This is a genomic window from Vibrio sp. MM46, assembly GCF_027587135.1.
Classification (GTDB): domain Bacteria; phylum Pseudomonadota; class Gammaproteobacteria; order Enterobacterales; family Vibrionaceae; genus Vibrio; species Vibrio harveyi.
On record NZ_JAPPTO010000030.1, the window covers coordinates 1 to 21,644 of the forward strand.

General features: G+C 45.8%; 20 protein-coding genes. 3 read left to right on the forward strand and 17 right to left on the reverse strand.

Translation table 11 applies throughout. The features are described from left to right. Window positions 1–186: 186 nt before the first annotated feature. Both OH459_RS23965 and OH459_RS23970 read right to left on the reverse strand, forming a co-directional pair. Window positions 187–1,506, reverse strand: coding sequence for a peptidoglycan DD-metalloendopeptidase family protein (locus OH459_RS23965; RefSeq protein ID WP_269989054.1), 1,320 nt, complete (start codon window positions 1,504–1,506; stop codon window positions 187–189). A 298-nt stretch (window positions 1,507–1,804) separates the two neighbouring features. Next, complete coding sequence (locus OH459_RS23970; protein WP_199479816.1) at window positions 1,805–2,695, reverse strand: LysR family transcriptional regulator; 891 nt, start codon at window positions 2,693–2,695, stop codon at window positions 1,805–1,807. Window positions 2,696–2,811: 116 nt separating this feature from the next. On the opposite strand from OH459_RS23970, the gene OH459_RS23975 reads away from it, so the two are divergent. Then, complete coding sequence (locus OH459_RS23975) at window positions 2,812–3,237, forward strand: ester cyclase (RefSeq protein ID WP_017190861.1); 426 nt, start codon at window positions 2,812–2,814, stop codon at window positions 3,235–3,237. A 75-nt stretch (window positions 3,238–3,312) separates the two neighbouring features. Here OH459_RS23975 and OH459_RS23980 read toward each other — a convergent pair whose 3' ends face one another. The 4 genes from OH459_RS23980 to OH459_RS23995 form a co-directional block, all read right to left on the reverse strand. Further along, window positions 3,313–3,873: a hypothetical protein gene (locus OH459_RS23980; RefSeq protein WP_017190862.1), complete on the reverse strand. Its 561-nt coding sequence runs from the start codon at window positions 3,871–3,873 to the stop codon at window positions 3,313–3,315. A 24-nt stretch (window positions 3,874–3,897) separates the two neighbouring features. After that, window positions 3,898–5,580, reverse strand: a complete 1,683-nt coding sequence (locus tag OH459_RS23985; protein ID WP_017190863.1) for a SpoIIE family protein phosphatase — start codon at window positions 5,578–5,580, stop codon at window positions 3,898–3,900. A 21-nt stretch (window positions 5,581–5,601) separates the two neighbouring features. Beyond that, window positions 5,602–5,862, reverse strand: coding sequence for a hypothetical protein (locus OH459_RS23990; RefSeq protein WP_017190864.1), 261 nt, complete (start codon window positions 5,860–5,862; stop codon window positions 5,602–5,604). Between the two features lie 254 nt (window positions 5,863–6,116). Next, the gene (locus OH459_RS23995) at window positions 6,117–6,731 is read right to left on the reverse strand and encodes a glutathione S-transferase (protein ID WP_005450075.1); all 615 of its coding nucleotides are present in this window, start codon (window positions 6,729–6,731) and stop codon (window positions 6,117–6,119) included. A 284-nt stretch (window positions 6,732–7,015) separates the two neighbouring features. On the opposite strand from OH459_RS23995, the gene OH459_RS24000 reads away from it, so the two are divergent. Together OH459_RS24000 and OH459_RS24005 are read left to right on the forward strand one after the other, a co-directional pair. After that, the gene (locus tag OH459_RS24000; RefSeq protein ID WP_005375904.1) at window positions 7,016–7,591 is read left to right on the forward strand and encodes a TetR/AcrR family transcriptional regulator; all 576 of its coding nucleotides are present in this window, start codon (window positions 7,016–7,018) and stop codon (window positions 7,589–7,591) included. 1 nt (window position 7,592) lies between these two features. Then, window positions 7,593–7,997 (forward strand): PPC domain-containing DNA-binding protein, encoded by a 405-nt coding sequence (locus OH459_RS24005; RefSeq protein WP_017190865.1) that lies wholly within the window; start codon window positions 7,593–7,595, stop codon window positions 7,995–7,997. A 98-nt stretch (window positions 7,998–8,095) separates the two neighbouring features. On the opposite strand, the gene nirD is transcribed toward OH459_RS24005, so the two are convergent. The 11 genes from nirD to OH459_RS24060 all read right to left on the reverse strand — a co-directional run bounded on the left by nirD (window position 8,096) and on the right by OH459_RS24060 (window position 21,581). Then, a complete protein-coding gene (gene nirD / locus OH459_RS24010; RefSeq protein ID WP_017190866.1) occupies window positions 8,096–8,431 on the reverse strand; it encodes a nitrite reductase small subunit NirD in 336 nt (111 codons plus the stop codon). Next, a complete protein-coding gene (nirB, locus tag OH459_RS24015; RefSeq protein WP_269989066.1) occupies window positions 8,432–10,951 on the reverse strand; it encodes a nitrite reductase large subunit NirB in 2,520 nt (839 codons plus the stop codon). 10 nt (window positions 10,952–10,961) lie between these two features. Then, entirely contained in the window at window positions 10,962–11,798 is an 837-nt protein-coding gene (locus OH459_RS24020; protein ID WP_017190868.1) for an ABC transporter ATP-binding protein, read from the reverse strand. Window positions 11,799–11,809: 11 nt separating this feature from the next. Then, on the reverse strand, window positions 11,810–12,775 hold the full coding sequence (locus OH459_RS24025; protein ID WP_101960701.1) for an ABC transporter permease: 966 nt from the start codon (window positions 12,773–12,775) through the stop codon (window positions 11,810–11,812). Between the two features lie 80 nt (window positions 12,776–12,855). Then, window positions 12,856–14,220, reverse strand: a complete 1,365-nt coding sequence (locus OH459_RS24030) for a CmpA/NrtA family ABC transporter substrate-binding protein (RefSeq protein WP_005375887.1) — start codon at window positions 14,218–14,220, stop codon at window positions 12,856–12,858. A 265-nt stretch (window positions 14,221–14,485) separates the two neighbouring features. Then, the gene (locus OH459_RS24035) at window positions 14,486–15,067 is read right to left on the reverse strand and encodes an ANTAR domain-containing response regulator (protein WP_171306487.1); all 582 of its coding nucleotides are present in this window, start codon (window positions 15,065–15,067) and stop codon (window positions 14,486–14,488) included. Between the two features lie 73 nt (window positions 15,068–15,140). Beyond that, window positions 15,141–16,058 carry a dienelactone hydrolase family protein gene (locus OH459_RS24040; protein WP_009704599.1) on the reverse strand — a complete coding sequence of 306 codons (918 nt, stop codon included), beginning with the start codon at window positions 16,056–16,058 and terminating at the stop codon, window positions 15,141–15,143. A gap of 258 nt (window positions 16,059–16,316) precedes the next feature. Next, entirely contained in the window at window positions 16,317–17,270 is a 954-nt protein-coding gene (locus OH459_RS24045) for a glycosyl transferase family protein (RefSeq protein WP_269989073.1), read from the reverse strand. Beyond that, entirely contained in the window at window positions 17,267–18,172 is a 906-nt protein-coding gene (cobA, locus tag OH459_RS24050; RefSeq protein ID WP_172580978.1) for a uroporphyrinogen-III C-methyltransferase, read from the reverse strand. Before cobA ends, OH459_RS24045 begins: the two co-directional genes overlap by 4 nt. A 20-nt stretch (window positions 18,173–18,192) precedes the next feature. Then, window positions 18,193–20,856 carry a nitrate reductase gene (locus OH459_RS24055; RefSeq protein WP_269989075.1) on the reverse strand — a complete coding sequence of 888 codons (2,664 nt, stop codon included), beginning with the start codon at window positions 20,854–20,856 and terminating at the stop codon, window positions 18,193–18,195. Between the two features lie 290 nt (window positions 20,857–21,146). Continuing rightward, window positions 21,147–21,581 carry a GNAT family N-acetyltransferase gene (locus tag OH459_RS24060; protein ID WP_172580980.1) on the reverse strand — a complete coding sequence of 145 codons (435 nt, stop codon included), beginning with the start codon at window positions 21,579–21,581 and terminating at the stop codon, window positions 21,147–21,149. Between the last annotated feature and the right edge of the window lie 63 nt (window positions 21,582–21,644).

The following is a 21,644-nucleotide window of genomic DNA, read 5'->3' on the forward strand; positions in this document are numbered from 1 at the left end:
GTCATTATAAAAATAGAGTATAAATTCTATTTTTACTGTCATTTAAATGCAATAATTAACCGACTCATCCCATAGGCTTATTCTTCTGATATGCTTTATTTTTCATCTATTTTAAGAACCTAATACCTAGTTCGCTAAAAACAAAAAAGGCAAGCGAAAATGCTTGCCTTGATGCTGCTATACCCACTAAGAGGATTTTTTGTTCTGCATTGTTTGCGCACTACTGGCACTTTGCTCACGAGCAACCAAATCATCAAATTCAGAGACTCTTGCTAAAAAGGCTGGCTTGTCTTTAGTAGAAATGGAACTCGCTAATGGTAAATCCGCTTTCATAGCATCCACTGCACGATTACGTACCAACACTTCGAAATGAAGGTGTGGCCCAGTTAATCGTCCTGTCGCTCCCGACAATGCAATCTTCTGCCCACGCTTAACATGGTCGCCCTTTTTGACGAGAAAACGGCTTAGATGCAAATAACGCGTTTTATAGACACTATTGTGCTCTATCACTAAGTATTTACCCGCATAAGGATGGTTACGAACCGCTATCACCTTGCCATCGCCAGTTGAGTAAACCGGGGAACCAACTGGTGTTGCGAAGTCCGTACCGTTATGCGGAGAGATTCGTCCCGTAACAGGGTGTTTTCGGTAAGGGTTGAATGGAGAGGTAATACGACGGAACTGTTTGTCGATCGGATAACGGTTAAATGCTTGTTCAAGGCTGTTACCTGCTCTGTCATAAAAACGACCGTCCTCCGCTAAGAATGCTTCAACGTCTTTAGCTCGCATTTTGATCGCGATGCCCTGCACTTCTGCATTACCAGTAAAGTGATCATCAAGATATTGTCGATTCACCAATACATGAAAGCTATCACCAGCACGAAGCTCACGAGCAAAATTTACTTTGTCACGTAATACGCGAGTGATGTTAGCAATCTGCGTTGTGGTCAATCCTTGCTTATGCGCAGAAGAAGAAAAACTGCCATTGATCGTGCCTGAGTACATTTCTTCACGCCACTCTCCCGGCTCCTCAATAAAGTCATAAGCAAACGTGCCATCGTCGTTTTGCGTATAGACCGCGCGTTCGACAAGGCTTTCATGGAAAATCACTTGTTTTAGGGTCTTAGTATCTCTATCTACCACGAGCTCAAGGTGGTCGCCTGGTTTGATGGTATCGAGCTTCAGTGACGTTAAGTCAGCTTCAAGAAGCTTTTGAGTGGTGTCGTATGATACCCCCCATGAGGAAAAGATCGTGCTGAGCGTGTCACCAACTTTAACGAAGTAGTGAATACGCGCGATGTTGTCATGCTTTTTGACTTCACGTTCGGGATTTTGAGGTGTTTCATTTGTTTGAGTCTCGTTTTTTTGAGCGCTCTTTAGTTCTGAATAAGGCGTGACCTTAATGGTGATTTCTTCTGGTTTCGTTTCTGCTTGATAGGTGAGATAAGCTGCAAGAGAGAATGCGGTAGCAGCGACAGCAATTAAGGAATAACGAACAAACTTCATAGTACTAGGGTTAACTGAGAATAGTAATTGTTATGTTATAACATCATGCAGGCACAATTTAAACGTTACGTATTTGAGAACTTTGTTTCTAAGCTTTGCTATTCTCACTAAACGTCTATTTTGCTTAGATAAACCTTACAACAAAAAAGGGAAAATTATCTTACCCTTCCCTATGATTACTAAATCGTTTTGAAGTTCCATCCTCTTTGATGAATTGAAAAGTAAACAAACTAAACGCACATACCTGATTTCAGCACCGATAAACATAGAGCAACGGATACTCAGAAATGAGCTGACGTTAAGGTACAAAGTACGCTTTTAGCTCTTCGATAAAGACTTTGACCTTTCTCGGTGTGTTAGAGCGTGCTCGATAAAGCGCGTAGACCGTTCTTGTTGGTAATTGGTAGTCTTTCAGTACTTCTATCAATTCGCCCTTACACAACTCATCTTCCGCCAATGCTCTTGGAAGCATCGCAACTCCATAGTTTTGTTTTAGCGCCGTTTTCACTGCCTGTACGCTGTTAACGGAAAGAGATGGTGACACCTGCACATCCAGCTCTTTTCCCGCTTTGTTAAATCGCCACACCTTATAATTCTTTAAATTTGGGTCTTCGATAATTCGATGAGAATGCAGATCTCTCGGTTGCAAAAGTGAAGAAGAGGCTTCTAAGTATTGCGGCGAGGCACATATGATATTCCTGTTTTCAGTGATCTTTGTTGCGATCAAATCTGAATCTTGCCTAACCAAACGACCAGATCGAATTGCTACGTCATACCCTTGTGAGGAGATATCATCTAAACCATCATCAAGCAGCAAATTCACTCTTAGCTCCGGATATTTATCACTGAAACCGCAAATAAACGGCATGAGCAAGATTTCTGTCAAACCATTTGGCGCGAGAACATTCAAGGTGCCAGAGATTTCATTACTATCAAACTTCATCGTGTCATTCAGCGCTTCAAGTTGCAAAATCAGAACATGTGCTTCTTGATAATACTGATGACCAGCGTCCGTAAGAGACAGCGCCTTGGTTGAGCGATTCATTAATCGCGTTCCAAGATACGTTTCTAGATCTCTAACATTGCGACTCACGAGAGATTTAGACACTTCTAGTTTCTTAGATGCGCCCGTAAAACTGCCTTCCTCCACGGTGCAAATAAACGATTTAATTAGCGTGATTAAGTTCATCAAAACATTCATTGTTTACTATTTGTTGACAGACTATCGACCTTATCTGATCTATTCAAGCTTCATTTTTTGATTAAAAATCCCAGCAATTCAACAAACAAAGAGAAGATAAATAAATGGAAAGTAAACAAGTCCAAACCATAAGAAATTACTTTAAGATTTGTGTTGACGGTAAGGCAACAGAACGTGTGGGGGAATTTTTCGCTGAAGATGCTCTTATTCACCGCCCTGATTGTGGAAAAACCTTAAAAGGGTTAGTCGAATTTGAAGCCAAGTTGAAATCTTGCGTAACTGAACGTTATGAGAGCCTTGAGACAAGCTTTCAACGCATTGTAGAAGCAGAAGATCAAGTGGTTGTCGCCCTGACTCACAAAGCCAAAAATGCAAATACGTGGATGGAGTTCGATGTACCAGGTAAAGACGTTACATGGACAAGCCTCACCTACTTTCGCTTTAACCAAGAAGGTAAAGTGATTGAAGAAATCGTAGAGCGCAACGAGTTAAGCATGGCAACTCAACTTGGGTTAACGATCACACAATAACCAATGCTGTTACGTAAATGTGAGGGCTCACAAATGGAGTCCTCTTTTTACATTCGATCTATAAGATTATTCAGGCTACCACTTCACGATACCCAGCGTGACTTTAACACCGCCGACTAACGTCGAACCACCATAGTCTTTTGCTAGACGCAGCAAAGTGTCATGAAAACCTAAGTTTGGAAAGGCAGCCTCAACTTCTGCGATGGTTTCTTTACTCAACCCTTTACGAACACGGCCTTTGGTCGCATCAATCCAGTCAGCTTTGCGGCATGCTTCAATGACTTTTTGGTGCGGACCTTTGTACGGAGAAATCTTATGGTGCCAATGAATCGCTCCACGCAAAGCATCAGGATCTAAACCCCATTCAAAGTGTTCATTGTCAGCTAACGCTGCAGCCTCTGATGGCTCCAAATAAGCCAACTCATGATCGGTCCACAGTCCGATATCGTGGTACACAAAAGCCGTTTCAACGAGCGGTTCATACCGTTCATCGTTACCTAGAAAATGCATCGCATAGGTGATTGTCCGATATACATGATTTCGATAACCGGGAAAATCGTCACCGATCTGCTCTTTGTATTTAGCAAACAACAATTCGACGCGTGGTCGATCTCGTTTGATTTCTATTTGCGACATGTTTGGTTTCCACGGATAAAGTCTTTAAAGGATTATAGACTTTGTCTTTTCGTCGGGAGTTATCACCACCGTAAAGCAATTGCGCTCCCCTTGATGTGATACAGAAAACGCATCGGTCATTTGGGCTATGAGCATCAAACCTCGTCCTGAAGGCATCCAACTCTCTTCATCGAATAGATTTGGCGTCTCAATTTGCTTTGAGGTGTAACTTTGGAAGGTTTCATCAGAAATGCGATTACCATAATCAAATACACGCACTTCTATGTTGTGCAGCTCACCTTGTGTTAGTTCGCATTCTAACTCAACCGTTTTTCCGCTTTGTTCTTGATAGGCATGGATGAAAGCATTGTTCATCAACTCAACCACGCATAACTCTAGAGTTTGCGCGACATGAGAAGAAACCGAGTGTTGTTGAAGGAACTCAACCAATTCGAGACTCGCTTGGCGTGAAACTTCTAAAGACGCTTGATAGGATTTTTGGAATACCGAACTTGTCGACTTAACGGCTTGCGATTGTGCACAGCCCAACCATTGCACTTTCAACAAGCTCACATCATCGTCGATTTCTGGTTTTCCTTGCCAGTTTTGCACTTGCTCCAAAACGGCATTGGTTTGTGCCTTTTCTGGCATCGCTTTACTCTCTTCGATGTTAGCTAGCAGTCGGTCAATACCGTAAAGCTCCTCGCCTTGCTTGGCTTCCAATAAGCCGTCGGAGAAAAACCAAAGCGCGTCATTAGGCTTAAGTTGGATACTTCCACCTTGGTACATCATCGGCTCCAATGCCCCGACAATGAAGTTGTTGTCGCCAACAAGTTCCAAGCGGTTTTGCTCCGTCTGTTGCCAAACGAATTTAGGGTGCCCTGCGGTGCAATAATTCAGTTCACCGGTTTCGGTGTTCAACACGGCATATTCGATAGTGAAATAGAGCTTGCTGTTTTGCGTTTGCTGATAGCGTCGATTAAGCCTTTCAATCACAGCAGCAGGCTCACTGATGCGGTATTCGTTGTCGCTCCAGTCTAACGTTATCGACTCCGATTTGTTACGTTGTGACAAAGTTTGTTGAATAGAGAACGCCATTAAAGCCGAAGAAATACCGTGCCCGGAAACATCGAAGACATAAAACGCAACGTGGGACTCATCGAGCTCGACATAGCCCAACATATCCCCACCGATCTTGGTACAAGGAACATAAGTGAAGCTAAATTGTGCCGTGTGAATCTGTTCTTCAACGGGCAACAGTTGTTCCATTAACTCTCCGGCAGAATCCAAATCCTGCTGAATGGTCTGATACGCTAAATCGAGCTCTTGGTTTTTTGTCGTGAGCGTGTTGTGCAGTTCTAAGGTACGAAAGCCCGCACGGATACGCGCTTGTAGTTCCTCTACAGACGTCTTTTTGTCGACAAAGTCATCGGCGCCTGCGTCCATGCCTTTGATGATGGATTCTTGATCGTTACGGGAAGAGAGAAGCACAAAGAAGATATAACGAGAAAACGCCGACGATTTGAGCTCACGGCAAAGCTCAATGCCACTGATGCCCGGCATCATCAAATCACTGAGGACAAACTGAATGTCAGTTCGGTGAGTCAGCACTTCTAACGCAGACTCACCATCTTCAACGGCAATGACCTCGTATCCTTGCTTTTGCAAAGCACTGGTCATGTAGAGCAGGACCGTTTTGCTGTCGTCGACCAACAATATGGACTTCATACCTCTCCTTGCCTGTTTGTTCTATTGCGGCACGCTACTCATGGATTGCGCATCTCTGAAACGGCTGTAATCTTCCGCTAAAAGTTGATGTTGATAACGAGTGTAAGACAACGCCTCATTAGAGATGACGATTTGGTTTTCTTTTTCCATCAATTGCCCACGCAGCAACTCGATCTGTTGATGCTGCTGACTGTGGTTTTGATACATGGCAACGAGTCCGCACACAGACGCTACGAGCAGCGTACACAACACGCCATTGATGGTTTTACTTCGAACACGCATAACCTCTCCTTGTCGCTTGGTGTCCTTCATTACTTGGTGAAGTCCAATAATGATTGGGACGTCTACAAACTAAGAACTCAAGGTTCCAAAACGCCGTGAGAGCCAATTGATGTTGTTTCATTAACAGAGTTAATTATAGGAGAAAGGCAGAAAAAGAAGAGAAAACCTGAACAAATTGAAGATCTTTGCGCTTAAAACGACAAAAAGCAGCAAGTCTACAAAAGCCTTGCTGCTTAGAAAAATCACGCTAGAAGTTAGCCTTGAAACGCTTCACGCACCGATACTTGTTCAAACCAACGTGCAATATTTGGGTAGGTTTCGAACACTTCAATACTCAAACCATTTACGGCAAAACCAACAAAAATGTAGCCGGTAATGTCTACGATGGTGAAGTTGTCCGTGGCGATGTGCTCACTTTCTGACAAGCGCTTGTCGAGAATTGGTAGGAATTCTAATACGCGAGATTTCGACTCGTCACCCCACGCAGCCACACAGTTTTCACGGTCTTGGTATATTGCGGTGATATTGCGAAACGCCTGAAAAGCCGTGTACAAACCTTGGAATTCGACAACGCGATGCCACATTTCCACCTGAGCACGTTCAAGTTGGTTAGCACCAAACAGCGCCAGATCATTTTCAAACGCTTCATCTAGGTAGCGACAAATCGCCACGCTTTCACAGATCGTCGTACCATCATCCAGTTCTAGTAGAGGCACTTTGCCGTTCACGCTTTTCGATTTAAACGGTTCAGATAGGTTATCGCCCTCACGAACGTTCAGCGCAATTCGCTCAACCTCGCCACCGATTTCCTTTAGAAAAATGCTAACTCGCTTACAACTTGGAGTCATTGCGGTTTCATAGAGCTTCATTTCACATCCTTTTATCTTTTTCTAACCGATTGGTTAGGATATACTGTAGCCAGTTTATAAACGATCAGTCAAGAACTTCACTATCAAAAATTTTCAAACAGTTGTGGGTCTGTTTGCTGAGCGAGATTTTTGATGCCGTTTGTGAGTTCACATGAATTTGGGGGCTGATACCCAAGAACAGTTGGGTATTCATCATATTGGTTCAGTTCGAACGCTAGAGGTTCTCTGTACCATCCCTCCAAAGCAATTTAATTACCCGATAAGCAGACCCAGGCAGGTAATTTATGGCAAGAAAAGCCAACTTCGACCGAGATGAAAAGCTTCTCGTGGCTATGGATGTGTTTTGGCGCAAGGGCTTTGCGAACACGTCTATCTCGGATCTCACCGACGAGTTGAACATCAACCGCTTCAGTCTTTACAACACCTATGGTGACAAGCAACAGCTCTACTACGAAGCACTCGATACTTACTTAAAAAAGGTCTCGCTACCGTCACTGAATGATTTGGAAAAAGACGATGCGTCTTTACCTGAGTTAGAATCGTTCCTCAAATCTTTTGCTGAGCTGCAACGCAAACGCAACTGTGGGTGCTTTATTCAAAATGCGTTGATTGAGCACGCTGGCGAAGACGATGACGTACTGCGCAAAGGGCATTTTTTGTTCGACCATCTTATCGACATCATTGCGGATGCGCTGACCAATGCGCAAAAAGAAACCTTAGTGCCGAAAACGCTGAAACCAGAAGAGCTTGCTCGTTTTGTTCTCAACAACATGCAAGGCATGCGCGTACTTGGCAAAGCCAAACGTTATGCCGACTTGGATACGGCGCTTTCCTGCTTGCTGGTTTTAATTAGGAAATAATATGTCGATTGAAGTGATAGCAGTACGTCTTACCAAAGGCATGGACTTAAAACTGAGCCTAGCGAAATTGGTCGAGCAACACGGTATTAAAGCAGGCTCGATTGCCTCATGCGTTGGCTGTGTCTCTGACCTCAACCTTCGTTTGGCCGGTGCAGAGAGTACGTTAACCAAACAAGAGCCATTTGAAATCGTCTCTGTGATGGGAACCCTAACGCCTGAACATCAACACGTTCATATCTCGGTGTCTGATCGTGAAGGACAAGTCTGGGGTGGGCATTTGCTGGAAGGCACAGTGATTGATACTACCGCAGAATTGATCATCCATTCTTACTCAGAGCTTGAGTTCACTAGAGCGATGGACGACTCGACTGGCTATACCGAACTACAAGTGAATCCTTCCAAATAATTGAAAGCTCCAGAGCCATACTGTGCTGTCTCTGGAGCTTTATTCGCTTGCCTCTTACGCTAAGAATTTACTCATATCGAGCAAGCTAATTTCGAGGATCATTCTTCGACTATATGACAAACCTGATTATCGTCGACCGTTACTTGCCACGTTTTTAGACAGTGCGCATCGTCTTCTAAACACTGCCCGCTCTTTAAGCTGAAATGCTGTTTGTACAGTGGTGACGCAACACACATCTCTCCATCAATATCACCGACAATCCCTCGACTCATCACATAAGCCTTACCAATTGGGTCCCAATCTTGAACGGCGTAAACACCGTTATCAGGAATGTAGAATAACGCCACATGCTCGCCTTCAATCAATACAGTGGCACCGATAAACGGCATTAAGTCATCAAGCTGACACAATTTCACTTTGGTTAAAGCTGCCATTTACACCTCCTGTTTCACGGGAATACGCTGACCGCGCACACGTTGGTACGGCAAGACTTTGCTGCCTGACGTGCTGTTCAAGAAAGGACGGAAGCGTTGCAGTTTTTGAGGATTATCCAGCGTACTCTTCCACTCACATTGATAGGTATCTACGACGCGCACCATTTGTTCATCCAATGAATCACATAGGTTGAGCGAGTCATCCAAAATCACTTGTTTAAGGTAATCTAAGCCCCCTTCCATGTTCTCCATCCACACCGACGTACGCTGCAAGCGATCTGCGGTGCTGACGTAGAACATCAATACTCGGTCGATCATGGTGATCAACTCTGATTTGGATAAGTCGGATGCAAACAAATCTGCGTGTCTTGGTCTCATGCCGCCATTACCGCAAACGTATAGATTCCAGCCGTTTTCAGTGGCGATCACCCCAATGTCTTTACTTTGCGCTTCTGCACACTCGCGAGTACAGCCCGATACGGCAAACTTAAGCTTATGGGGCGCTCGCAATCCTTTGTAGCGGTTCTCTAACTCAATGGCTAATCCGACTGAGTCATCAACACCATAGCGACACCACGTAGAACCGACGCAAGATTTCACGGTGCGCACAGATTTACCGTAGGCGTGCCCTGTTTCAAAACCAGCATCAATTAAGGTTTGCCAGATTTCAGGAAGCTGTTCTAACTGCGCACCAAATAAATCCACGCGCTGACCGCCAGTGATCTTGGTGTACAGGTCGTATTGCTGAGCAACTTCGCCTAGCACGATGAGTTTGTCTGGTGTGATTTCACCGCCCGGAACACGAGGCACAATCGAGTAAGAGCCATCTTTTTGCAGGTTAGCCATAAAGGCATCGTTGGAATCTTGTAGAGACTGATGCTGCGGCTCCATGATGTGTTCATTCCACAAAGAAGCAAACACAGATGCTGCTGTCGGCTTACAGATATCACACCCATGCCCTTTGCCATGCAGTGCAATTAAGGTGTCGAAGTCTTTAATTTGTTCCACTTGGCAAATATGGAACATCTCTTGGCGACTTAACTCAAAGTGCTCACAAAGGTGGTTGTTAACCTCTACCCCCATGGCTACCAATTGAGTATCCAATACCGACTTGACCATATTGCTACAGCCACCACAGCCAGTACCGGCTTTGGTGTTGGCTTTAAGGTCCGTCAGGTTGGTAGTGCCAGCTTGTATCTCGGCAACTAAGTCGCCTTTTGTGACGTTGTGACAAGAACAGATGATGGCGCTGTCTGGCATCTCTCCGTCCAGCATTCCGGTATCAAACAACAGGTTCGCGGCGTGGTCTGGTAGAACCGTTTTGTTCAAATAACACTGTAAGAGCGCATCGTAGTCGCTGTTGTCACCAACGAGAATCGCACCAAGCAATTGGGTGCCGCTCGCATCAACCACCAGCTTTTTGTAGATGCCTGCAACCGCATCTTGCAACACCATTTCTTGCGCGCCTTCGGTTTGCATTTGTGCATCGCCGATAGACGCCACATCCACCCCAAGCAGCTTAAGTTTGGTGCTCATGTCTGCACCTTTAAAACCTTCGCTCGGCATACCAGTCAAAACATCGGCAGTGGTTCTCGCCATCGTGTAACCGGGTGCGACCAATCCAAAGATCTTCTGTTCCCACAGCGCACATTCGCCAATCGCGTATATGTTCTCATCGCTGGTTTGGCATTGGTTGTTAATCACAATACCGCCTCGCTCGCCTACTTCTAGCTCAGCCATTTTTGCCAGCTCATCTTGAGGGCGAATACCTGCGGAAAAGACAATCACATCCACTTCGAGAGGATCTTTGTCTTTAAACATCATGCGATGCTTAGCCGTTTCACCATCGCAGATTCGTTCCGTACCCGTTGAGGTGTGAACGGTTAGCCCTAGCGCTTCAATCTTCTCTTTTAGCACTAAGCCAGCACCATCATCTAACTGTACGGGCATCAGGCGAGGTGCAAATTCAATGACGTGAGTTTCTAGCCCCAATAGTTTGAGTGCGTTTGCCGCTTCTAAACCCAACAAGCCGCCGCCAATCACTGCGCCTGTTCTTGCACCTTCACATGCCTTTTTGATCTGTGAAAGATCATCAAGCGTGCGGTAGACAAACACATTGTCGCGGTCTTTACCTTCAATTGGAGGCACAAATGGGTAAGAACCGGTCGCGAGCACGAGTTGGTCGTAACCCAGCACATCTTCACCATCAAGCAGAATGCGCTTTTGCTCTCTGTCGATGCCTGTTACTTGGCTGCCAAGTACGAGTTGGATGCCATGCATGTCGTACCATTCTTGGTTACTCAGCATCAAATCATCATGAGACTTACCCGCGAACAAAGAGGACAACTGTACACGGTCATACGCGATAAAACGCTCTGCACCAATCACGGTAATTCGGTGCTCCAAATGCGCGTTTTTCTGCACTAATTGCTCGACGAGGTGTTGCCCGACCATACCGTTGCCTACCACAACGATGTGGCTCAATGCGTTCTTTACTGGAATCGTTAAAGGACTGTTCATCGCTGCCTCCTTATGCCGTTTGCGCTGCGGTTTTGGGTTGCTCTTCTTTCGAAGCAGGAATCTCGACTTTGGATTGCTTCTCGTAAAGGAACTTCAGCACCGCTTGTCGACACTTCTGATACTGCGCATCATCTGCCAGTGCGACACGCTCACGAGGGCGAGGTAGATTCACTTCTAACACTTCTCCAATGGTTGCTGCCGGTCCGTTAGTCATCATCACTATTTTGTCAGATAGCAGCACCGCTTCATCCACGTCGTGGGTAATCATGATGACGGTATTGTTTAGCTCGGCTTGAATCTTCATCAGTGCATCCTGCAAATGCGCACGAGTTAACGCATCCAACGCGCCAAATGGCTCATCCATCAGCAGAACCTTTGGTTGAAGTGCCAGTGCTCTGGCGATGCCGACTCGCTGCTTCATACCGCCCGAGATTTCATCCGGCTTTTTGTGCGCAGCATGCTGCATTTGAATCAACTCTAAATAGTGGTTCACTTGTTCCTGAATCCACGCTTTGCCCTTTTTGCCGGCAATTTGCTTTACTGCGAGCTCAACGTTTTGATACACAGTGAGCCAAGGCAATAGTGAATGGTTTTGGAACACAACCGCGCGGTCGGGTCCCGGTCCAGCTACTTCTCGTCCATCAACGATCACGCCGCCGTCTGTTGGCATGTGCAGACCCGCGACTAAGTTCAATACCGTTGATTTACCACAGCCAGAGTGACCAATCAGCGATACAAACTCGCCTTTATTGATTTGTAAATCGACGTTCTTAAGCGCGATAAACTCGCCATCTGGCGTTGGGAATCGCATCCCTAAACGCGTTAGATCTAATAATGCTTTTTCCATGATCTTTTCCCTTATCTCAACGCTTGTTGTTTATTCCAAGACAACCACTTTTGAAGTTGCAGCATGCCTCTATCGAGCATCAAACCGATAAAACCAATAGTGATGACTGCCACCATGATGCGACCCAATGATGCTGAACTGCCGTTCTGGAACTCATCCCAAACGAACTTGCCTAATCCCGGGTTCTGCGCGAGCATCTCTGCTGCAATCAATACCATCCAAGCGATACCTAAAGAGAGACGTAAACCTGTGAAGATCATTGGAATGGCAGAAGGTAAAACGATGGTACGAATGTGCTGCCACCACGAAAGTTGAAGCACTTTGCTCACGTTGATTAAGTCTTTATCAACGCTCGTTACACCCACAGCGGTATTAATCAGCGTCGGCCATAAGCTACATAGCGCTACTGTGATCAGAGAGTTAATGAACGACTTAGCAAACATCGGGTCATCACTCACATAAGTGGCACTTACAACCATGGTAACGATGGGTAGCCAAGCTAAAGGTGAAACAGGCTTAAGCAATTGAATGATTGGGTTGAACGCTTGATAAAGCCCTTGATTAAGACCAAGCACGATGCCAAGCGGAATCGCGACAACCGTCGCCAGCAAAAAGCCCGCAGTTACGGTCACTAAGCTTGTTATGATTTGGTCGAAAAACGTCGGTTTACCTGTGTAGGGACGAATCTTCACTTCCGCGTCCGGATTCTTGGCTAACTTCGCAGCATTGCGTTTTTCCTGACGCTCGATAAAAGCTTGTTCCTTTTCTCGCTCTTGCCAATGGTCATCGACAAGGTTGCTGAACTGCTGAAAAGTTTGCACAGGTCCCGGTAGCGTACCTAATGAAGTTTGCACTTCTCTCGCTGCTAAGTGCCACATTGCCAAAAAGATCAGCAAGCCAATGACGGGCAAAAGCACCAACCGACTTCGGTTCACTACCTGCTTAGCAGGAAACAGGGAAATGACATTACTAGACATACTCACTCCTAAGAAATTTACATCCTTGTTATTGCGGGAAGACTCACCTGCCCGCTGTATTTTTTGTAGGACTGCTCATCCTAAACTTTGTCTTTTCCTTTAAGCCCGATAGAGAACTTCTCTAGATATTTATTTGGCTCGCGACCGTCATAAACGATGTTGTCGATAAAGTGTGTTTGTGGCGCACGGAAACCATCTTCAGCACTGAAATCTGGGAAGTCTTTTTTGCTCAACACTCCATCTTCAATTAGCGCTTGAGCTGCTTGTTGGTAGATATCTGGACGGTACACCTCTTTCGCCACATCCATGTACCAATCATCGGATTTCTCGCTTGAGATTTGTCCCCAACGGCGCATTTGAGTCAGATACCAAATCGCATCGCTGTAATACGGATACGTGGCGTTATGACGGAAGAACACGTTGAAGTCTGGCACGTCTCGTTTATCGCCTTTCTCGTATTCAAATGTGCCGGTCATTGAGTTGGCGATAACTTCGGCATCGGCTCCAACGTATTCGCTTTTTGATAGCATCTTCACTGCTTCTTGGCGGTTGGCATTGTCGTTTTCATCCAACCAATGTGCAGCTCGAATCAAGGCTTTCACTACGCGAATGTGCGTGTTTGGATACTTCTCAGCCCAAGCTTTGGAAACACCAAACACTTTCTCTGGGTTGTTCTTCCAGATCTCGTAATCGGTCACAACTGGCGTACCAATACCTTTGAATACGGCTTGTTGGTTCCATGGTTCGCCTACGCAGTACCCTTTGATCGTGCCCGCTTCCATTGTTGCTGGCATTTGTGGTGGCGGTGTAACACTCAAAAGAACGTCAGCATCCAACTGGCCACTGTTATCGCCTGAGTCTGGTGCGTAAAAGCCTGGATGAATCCCACCTGCCGCTAACCAGTATCGCAACTCATAGTTGTGCGTCGATACAGGGAACACCATCCCCATGTTGAACGGTTTGCCTTTATCCAGATAGCTGTCGACAACTGGTTTTAACGCATCTGCTTTGATTGGGTGAACTGGTTTGCCATCTGGTTGCTTTGGAATGTATTGCTTCATCTGTTCCCAAGTATCATTGGAAACCGTGATTGCGTTGCCGTTCAAATCCATACTGAACGCGGTAATCACTTCTGCTTTTGTGCCGACACCAATCGTCGCGCCCAATGGCTGACCAGCAAGCATGTGCGCGCCAGCAAGCTCACCGTCGATGACTCGGTCTAAAAGCACCTTCCAGTTTGCTTGCGCTTCTAAAGTGACGTACAAGCCTTCGTCTTCAAAAAAGCCTTTTTCATAAGCAACCGCCAGCGGTGCCATATCGGTTAACTTAATAAAACCAAACTTCAGGTCTTCAATTTCGGGTTCACCCAACTCTGCCTTTACGCTGACCGTGGTGAATACCGATAACGAAATTGCTGACACTTTCAGCATCGAACTCCATTTCATTGGTTTGCTCCCATAAAAAAAGCGCCACTACTCCGAAGAGCAGTAGCGCCGTTGCTAAGTCTACAATTACCGCCGTTGATAATTGAGATAAGCGATTCAACAATAAACCCAATTCTACTAATCCAATTACTGTGCCAACTTATTTTTCACAGCAAACACAATAAGTTAGTATATCTTGCCGTTTGTTATTCCCTGTTATTGCTTGCTGATAGTGCAACACGCACCACGTTAGAAAACGCACTCTAACCCCAAAGTGGTAGAGCAACTAATCAAGCACCTCCAAAGTAGTTATCAAATTCTTGGCAACTTGTGCGAGCGTTTGGCTCGATTGCATGGCTGAATTTCTAAGTGCTTTATAAGCCTGTTCTTCATCAACGCTGTGCATCTTCATCAGCAGACCTTTGGCTTTTTCCACCAGCTTGCGCTCTTCGATCTTATGGGTCAGCGATTCAATTTCCGATTGCATACTTTCGAATTTCGCTCTCACTAATGTCGCATGTTCAATCCAAGGTTGAAGTGCAAACTCACTATCGTGCGGCATAAGAACATAGTCCATTTTTTCTGATAAACGATTGATATCATTGGATGATAATTGCTTTAAGACGATAAGAAGTGGTGCCGATTTTCTGCGGCAGAAATCGACGATCAAACGCAGTTCCGCGGTTGGTTGCTGCCATCCAACCACAACGCTTGCTGACGGTTCTCGTTGCATTAACGTTTCTAGTTGTGCCAATTGGCAACCCATGATGTTGTCGTAATCTTTGCTCAATAAGCCGGACAATCGAGCCTGCTCTTGGAGGCTATCGCAGCATACTATGATGGGGGTTTTTGACGTTGATTGAGTCATGCACATTCCTTGTTTATATCTCACTCACTAAGAGAGACATAACAAGGAATGTGCCAACTAAAGTAGACGCGCTTTAACTAGAGGCGAGATGTTCTTTGAAGAAGCCGAGTGTGCGTTCCCAAGCGAGTGCTGCTTCTTCCGGTGCGTAGCGTGCTGTTGAGTCGTTATGGAAGCCGTGGTTGACGTTCTCATACATTAACGCTTGATACTGTGCGTCGGTTGCGATCAATTGCTGCTCATAAGCAGGCCATGTGTCGTTAACACGCTTATCGAGCCCTGCAAAGTGAATCATCAACGGTCCTTTGACTTGCTTTTGGATCTCTTGCGCCGCTGGTGTTCCATAGAAAGGCACACCTGCATCGAGCTCTTCTGGCATTACCGCGGCAAGCATGTTGACAATGTATCCACCGAAGCAGAATCCAACCGCGCCCAATTTACCGTTGCCACCCTCGTATTGTTTGAGGAAGTTAGCGGCTGCAATAAAGTCTTGTTCGATCTTTGCTCTGTCCATCTCTTTCTGCATTGCGCGACCTTCATCGTCGTTCCCCGGATAGCCGCCGAGTGGATAAAGCGCGTCTGGAGCGAAAGCAATAAAGCCGTCTTTTGCAAGTCGCCTTGCGACATCTTTGATATAAGGGTTCAGACCTCGATTTTCATGAATCACCAACACGGTCGGCGATTTTAATGTTTTCTTCTGTGGCATCACCAAATAACCACGCCCCTCTCCATGCCCATTTGGAGATGGAAAGGTTTCGTAAGTTGCTTTGATGTCAGGATCGTTAAATGAAACTTGTTCTGCGAGTGCGTAATTCGGGGTTAGCGCGTCGACCAGTGCTGTCATGCTAAAGCCAAGCACAGCAAGGCCACCCAGCCTATTTAGAAACTCACGGCGCGAGATTTTTCCGTGGGCGTATTCGTCGTACCAATCGAAGGCTTCTTGCGGGATCGGATGAGAAGCCTTTTCACTAGGAGTGGTATGCTTTAGAACCATTATCCATGTCCTCTGTGTCTTACCATATGGGAATTTCTAATTCTCAAACGCGAAGTAAAGAATGAGCGCAATTGAGGTCAAAACTGCAGTTTCACCTCTCTGATACGGAGCAAGGTGGTGAAACACATCACTGGTGAGCTAGGATCTTTAACCTTCTTCAAACAATAGATAATGGATTCAGATTCAACAACTTTGCGTTGTTTGTTTTGAGTGGATTTGTCTAAAACCAATACTTTGGTTTAGCCAGTCAACTCAAAATTACTCGTAATGACAGTACGTCTGCCAATAACTAAAGGCACGTTCAAAGGCTTTTTCTCGATCATGCATTTGTGCAAACAAGACCACTGTCATCGTAGCGAGAACCGTATTTGCCATTTGGTTCATGTCGTCTTCTGACGTCCCAAATGGGCAGTTCGCAGGCATTGGCACCTCAGATAGCATTTGCTCCGTCCAGTAATGCGATGTCACACCGCTTGTTTGGCTTAACCACACTGTTTGGCTTACTTTCGGGTTGTATTCTGACTCACCAGATTGCCCTTTGAATGACACAACGGCATGAGCGGTTTGACCAACCTCGTATTCGACTTCAGCATGAAGTTGTTGGAACCCAGGATGGAAGCTACCACGAATACCAATCGTTGCTTGCCCCGGGTTCAATGCTCGAACCACGGTATTAATCGGCGTTCTAAGCCCATAACGATTCTTCCAACCAATCATGGTTTCTGCTTGAGGAGCAAACGCACTCAGCGGCAGATACACAATGTTTTGTGTTTCTAATACACGCTTTGCGTCTTCTGCTGATTCCGCTTTCGTAATAGCAAATTTGTCGAGGTAGTCTTCAGCGTGTAAACGACCAGATTGACGATCGTGATAGCCGTGCATCAACACTTTATGACCATTATCGGCGAGGATCTTTGCTGCCAACAGGTGCCAAGGTTGACCTGCCGCTTCACGTTTGCCTGCATAACATGGCCAGTCGATGTCTGCGCCAATAGCAGGCATGCGGGATTGGAATGCTTTCACAAAGCCAGCGATTTCTTGTTGAGTCTCGTTCTGTACGCGGATCAGCATCAACAGCATTGCCATCTGATCGTCGTCGCACTCACCATTTAGGTATTCATCCATAACTCGAAACGCTTGGTCAAAGTTCAGTGGTTTTCTACCACGTTCGCCACGACCGACTGTTCTAATACATTCCAAAATGCTGCTCATATTCCCTCGTATTCCGTCACTGACTGTACGGTTTCTATTAGTTGTTCGCGCAGTTTGACAACTTCTCCCATCACAATCAATGCTGGGCTCACGCCTTTAAGTGTAATCGATAAATCATTGAGCTGATTGAGTTGTGTAACGTGCACTTGTTGTTGAGGGCTGCAACCATGAGTGATGATCGCGACTGGGAAATCTACTCTCAAACCGGAGTTGATTAATCCCGTTTGTATTTGCGATGACTTTTCTAACCCCATATAGAAGACTAACGTTTGTCCGCTTTGCATCAGTTGACTCCACGCTTCAAATGCGCCTGTTACCACTTGCCCCGTAACAAAGGTAACGCTACGAGCAACGCCACGATGAGTCAGCGGAATCAAGCTGTTTGCTGAACATCCAATCGCAGCAGTAATGCCGGGAATAACTTCGTAAGCGATTGAGTGTTTGACGAGTGCTAACGCCTCTTCGCCTCCACGGCCAAATACGAATGGATCTCCCCCTTTTAAGCGTACAACTCGCTTTCCTTGCTGAGCGAGCGACACCATCAAATCACAGATTTCTTCCTGACCAATACTTGGTTGTCCGCATCGTTTGCCCACGTAAATCCAATCGGCTTGTGGCGAAGCCAACTCCAAAATATCTTTGTTAACCAAACGGTCGTACAGCAGAACCTCTGCCGACATAATCGCTTTCACAGCCTTCACGGTTAACAAGTCAGGATCGTGCGGCCCTGCTCCAACAATCGACACAAAACCTTTTTGGTTCGCATCTAGAGTTGCGTTGTTATTTTCTAAAAGTTGGTTCAGTTTGCTTGCTTGATCATGCTTAGAAAAGCGAGACGAGCGTTCTTGTTTCTGACTCGCTTGTCCTTTCTTAAACCAAGACTTTTGATAAGGCGCTTCCATGTGCTTATCCTCTTTGTGACTTACTTTATTTGAATAGCCAGACTTTGCTGGTTCGCTTGCTGTTTGCCCTTTTGACGCTGATGGCTGTCGATCATTTGTTTGATTTGAGAAACGCACGAACCACAGTTAGTACCGCATTTGAGTTTGTTTTGAAGTTGGGTCAATGAAGTGCAGTCTTGTTTCTCCATCGCGTCATGTATTTGTTTATCGGTGACGCGGAAACAACTACAAACCAGTTTGGCGCAGCTTTGCGATTGAGTGATGGTAAGCAGTTGCGATAGCTCCATCGGTTTGCCAATCAAGCCGGTAAAGTTCGTGTAGTCGGTTTGAATCGGTTCACAAGACACCACCAAAACAGAGCGAATGATACGAACGTCTCCAACAAGGTCGTAATCAACCGCTAGCCAACCTTGGGCAATATCTATCGTAATTCTGCGGCTCTTTTCCGTTCGACAAAAACTCTGCTTCTTTGGTCGCTTATCGTGTGCAAAGCGCCAAATGCCCAAATTGCTTTCTGCTTGAAATGCGCTGTAGAGAAATTTACCGGAATCAAACTGTGTACCGATGAACATACCGTAGGTTTTTACCGCTGCATCTTGCACCTCAACATAAGACGACTTAAACGCAGGCTGCCCAGAAATAGGGTCTTTTGCGCTGTTTACTATCGCGTTAACACTGCTTTCACCGCCATATCGTCCCGCCCAGTGCATTGACATAAACAGCTCTTGAAAACCTAAACCTTCATCAATGGCAACTTTGGCATAAATACTGGTGTTTGAAGTGGGCTGGAACAGCTTGGTGAGTTGTCCTGCTTTTAAGCGACTTTGAGTAGCAGAGAGTGTGTTCATGTACACGGTTGGTTCTAATTCAGAGGCGGCAAGGTGTGCGATATGCCCTGTGCGCGTCATGGTATGCCATTGATCGCGTTGTCTGCCCGTATTTAGCCACCAGTCTTTTGTTCTCTCTAAGCGTTGAGGCAATTCGCTGGTCACGACAAAACGCGCTTTTCCATCTGGGTGTGAATAGACGCCATCAGAAAAAGGGCGTACTCCTCCCCATTGAGTAGGCTTCCAAGCTTCGTATTCTTGCTCGGTTAAGTTCGCGTGTTGAGAAAGATCTAGCTTCAATGGCGAATCTGCATTCATGCCTGTCATCGCCGCATACTCCCTGAATACCGCGTGTTCTGAGGTAAATGCAAAACCACTCTTGGTCTTCTCTAGTTCACACAAAGCTTGCCCAACTTGGTTTATCGCCCACCAATCCGATTTTGCTTCACCGGGAGGTGTTTGAAACTGACGCTGCCTTGAAAGTCGACGCTCAGAGTTGGTCACCATGCCTTGCTTTTCCCCCCACCCGGCGGCGGGCAACAACAGGTTCGCGTAATGCGCTACATCCGAATCCGCTGTGATATCTGAAACAATCACAAATGGACAAATCTCTAGCGCACGTTTTACCAATTGGTTGTCTGGCAAAGACACAACTGGATTGGTTGCCATGATCCACAGAACTTTAACCTCACCGCGCTCTACCGCCTCAAACAGCTCGACGGCTTTTAATCCGGGCTTAGTGGCAATCTCTGGTGAATCCCAAAACGCCTGCACTTGCTTGATAGACTCTGCGTCAAAAGCGCGATGAACCGCTAACTGGTTTGCCAATCCACCGACTTCTCGCCCACCCATCGCATTCGGCTGACCAGTTATAGAAAAAGGACCGCAACCAGCTTTCCCAATCTTACCTGTCGCCAAGTGTGCATTAATAATGGCATTGCCTTTATCGACACCATTTTCAGCTTGGTTCACGCCTTGGCAAAACAGCGTGATTGCGGTTGGGCTTTGTGCGAACCATTGGAAGAATGTCGTGAGCTTTTCTTCTGAAATACCAATGGAAGACGACAGATTAGTGACATCGTAACGCAAATCAAAAACTTCTTCTGCAAGCGCCTCAAACCCGTCGGTATAGGAGTTTATGTATTGAGAATCAATGTATTGCTGCTCAATAAGAAACTTAAACAACCCATTGAAGAGTGACACATCACCATCGTTTTTAATCGGTAGATGCAAATCCGCTTGCTGCGCGGTGACCGTTTCACGAGGGTCAATCACCACCAATTTTAAATTTTGATTCTTCTCTCTCGCTTGTTGGATTCGGCGGAATAACACAGGATGTGTCCATGCAGTATTGGCACCGCATATAATCAATAGTTCGGTATTATCAATGTCATCGTAATTGACGGGAACGACATCTTCACCAAATGCTCGTACATGAGCTGCAACCGCCGAAGACATACACAAACGCGAGTTAGTATCAATATTCGCGCTGCCGACGTAACCTTTCATCAATTTGTTGGCGATATAGTAGTCCTCTGTCAGCAACTGACCAGAAACGTACATTGCGACGGAATCAGGTCCAAACTCCGCCTTTGCTTGGTGGATCTTTTCTGCAATCAGATCTGTCGCCTGCAGCCACTGTACTTCCTTACCCTGGGGTCGCTCCGGACTTACAAATTTCGGATACAACAACCGTGACGGCATATTTAAACTTTCGGCCAATGCCACACCCTTTACGCACAATGAACCCGCATTCGCCGGATGACACGCATCCCCAACAATTCCTTTCGCATTGACCTCGACACCACATCCAACACCACAATAGGGACAAGTGGTTTTTTTGCATCCTTGCGACATTCCGCCCCCTGATTCTTTCCTTAGAATGACGAGCTACAAGCGAAAAAAAACCTCTCCCGAAACGAGAGAGGCTGCATTGCCTATAAAAGCTCAAAAAAGTAATACCCTATCCGCTTAACCGCCTGCTAAGGGAAAGCGGCGCATCGAGTTAACGATGAACACAATCTAATTTGCAATCCCAATGCCAACTATGAATACCATTCATTTTCAATAAGTTATAAAGATCCGTTTTCTCTTTATATTTGGTTGTGCACTGATTAGGTGCGGATTTGTTTCACAGAAGTGCAGCACTAGCGAGCGAATTGCATCACCAAGCGCGGTTCTTGATCGCCAAAATAGTTATCCTCTTCCGCGACCACAACAAAGCCAAGCGATGAGTACAGTTTGAAGGCAGGTATATTGTCAGGATCAACGGTCAGCTTCACTACTGAGCCTGTTTCAACTTTACTTAGCACCTTATCCACTAGCAAACGCGCAACCCCCTTGCCTCTGTGTGTCGCATCTACCGCTAATGACAGAATCCATTGCGTGTTTTGTTCATCACTTGTCGCCATCAGCACATAACCAGCTATTTGCCCTTCTTCTTTGGCCACCAACAAACCTTGAGACCAACAATCAAATGCTTGTCGAAAGAAAAATTGAGGGTAAGCGTGATGACCAAATAACTTGTGCTCCAGTGTATATAGAGCTGCTAAATCATTTTTATCTACTGAGGTGATCTGCATTGGCAATGTTTCCTTATAAAACTCTCCGAGTGAATATAGTTGCAAAGCGCGATAAAACCTAAC

Coding starts and splice junctions, on each gene's coding strand:
- OH459_RS24035 (WP_171306487.1), bottom strand. CDS start 15,067: ATGACTCAATCAACGTCAAAAACCCCCATCATAGTATGCTGCGATAGC.
- OH459_RS24045 (WP_269989073.1), bottom strand. CDS start 17,270: ATGAGCAGCATTTTGGAATGTATTAGAACAGTCGGTCGTGGCGAACGT.
- OH459_RS24040 (WP_009704599.1), bottom strand. CDS start 16,058: ATGGTTCTAAAGCATACCACTCCTAGTGAAAAGGCTTCTCATCCGATC.
- OH459_RS23980 (WP_017190862.1), bottom strand. CDS start 3,873: ATGTCGCAAATAGAAATCAAACGAGATCGACCACGCGTCGAATTGTTG.
- OH459_RS24020 (WP_017190868.1), bottom strand. CDS start 11,798: ATGGAAAAAGCATTATTAGATCTAACGCGTTTAGGGATGCGATTCCCA.
- OH459_RS24005 (WP_017190865.1), top strand. CDS start 7,593: ATGTCGATTGAAGTGATAGCAGTACGTCTTACCAAAGGCATGGACTTA.
- OH459_RS24060 (WP_172580980.1), bottom strand. CDS start 21,581: ATGCAGATCACCTCAGTAGATAAAAATGATTTAGCAGCTCTATATACA.
- OH459_RS24000 (WP_005375904.1), top strand. CDS start 7,016: ATGGCAAGAAAAGCCAACTTCGACCGAGATGAAAAGCTTCTCGTGGCT.
- OH459_RS24025 (WP_101960701.1), bottom strand. CDS start 12,775: ATGTCTAGTAATGTCATTTCCCTGTTTCCTGCTAAGCAGGTAGTGAAC.
- OH459_RS23975 (WP_017190861.1), top strand. CDS start 2,812: ATGGAAAGTAAACAAGTCCAAACCATAAGAAATTACTTTAAGATTTGT.
- OH459_RS23970 (WP_199479816.1), bottom strand. CDS start 2,695: ATGAACTTAATCACGCTAATTAAATCGTTTATTTGCACCGTGGAGGAA.
- OH459_RS24030 (WP_005375887.1), bottom strand. CDS start 14,220: ATGAAATGGAGTTCGATGCTGAAAGTGTCAGCAATTTCGTTATCGGTA.
- nirB (WP_269989066.1), bottom strand. CDS start 10,951: ATGAACAGTCCTTTAACGATTCCAGTAAAGAACGCATTGAGCCACATC.
- OH459_RS24055 (WP_269989075.1), bottom strand. CDS start 20,856: ATGTCGCAAGGATGCAAAAAAACCACTTGTCCCTATTGTGGTGTTGGA.
- OH459_RS23985 (WP_017190863.1), bottom strand. CDS start 5,580: ATGAAGTCCATATTGTTGGTCGACGACAGCAAAACGGTCCTGCTCTAC.
- OH459_RS23965 (WP_269989054.1), bottom strand. CDS start 1,506: ATGAAGTTTGTTCGTTATTCCTTAATTGCTGTCGCTGCTACCGCATTC.
- nirD (WP_017190866.1), bottom strand. CDS start 8,431: ATGGCAGCTTTAACCAAAGTGAAATTGTGTCAGCTTGATGACTTAATG.
- OH459_RS23990 (WP_017190864.1), bottom strand. CDS start 5,862: ATGCGTGTTCGAAGTAAAACCATCAATGGCGTGTTGTGTACGCTGCTC.
- OH459_RS23995 (WP_005450075.1), bottom strand. CDS start 6,731: ATGAAGCTCTATGAAACCGCAATGACTCCAAGTTGTAAGCGAGTTAGC.
- cobA (WP_172580978.1), bottom strand. CDS start 18,172: ATGGAAGCGCCTTATCAAAAGTCTTGGTTTAAGAAAGGACAAGCGAGT.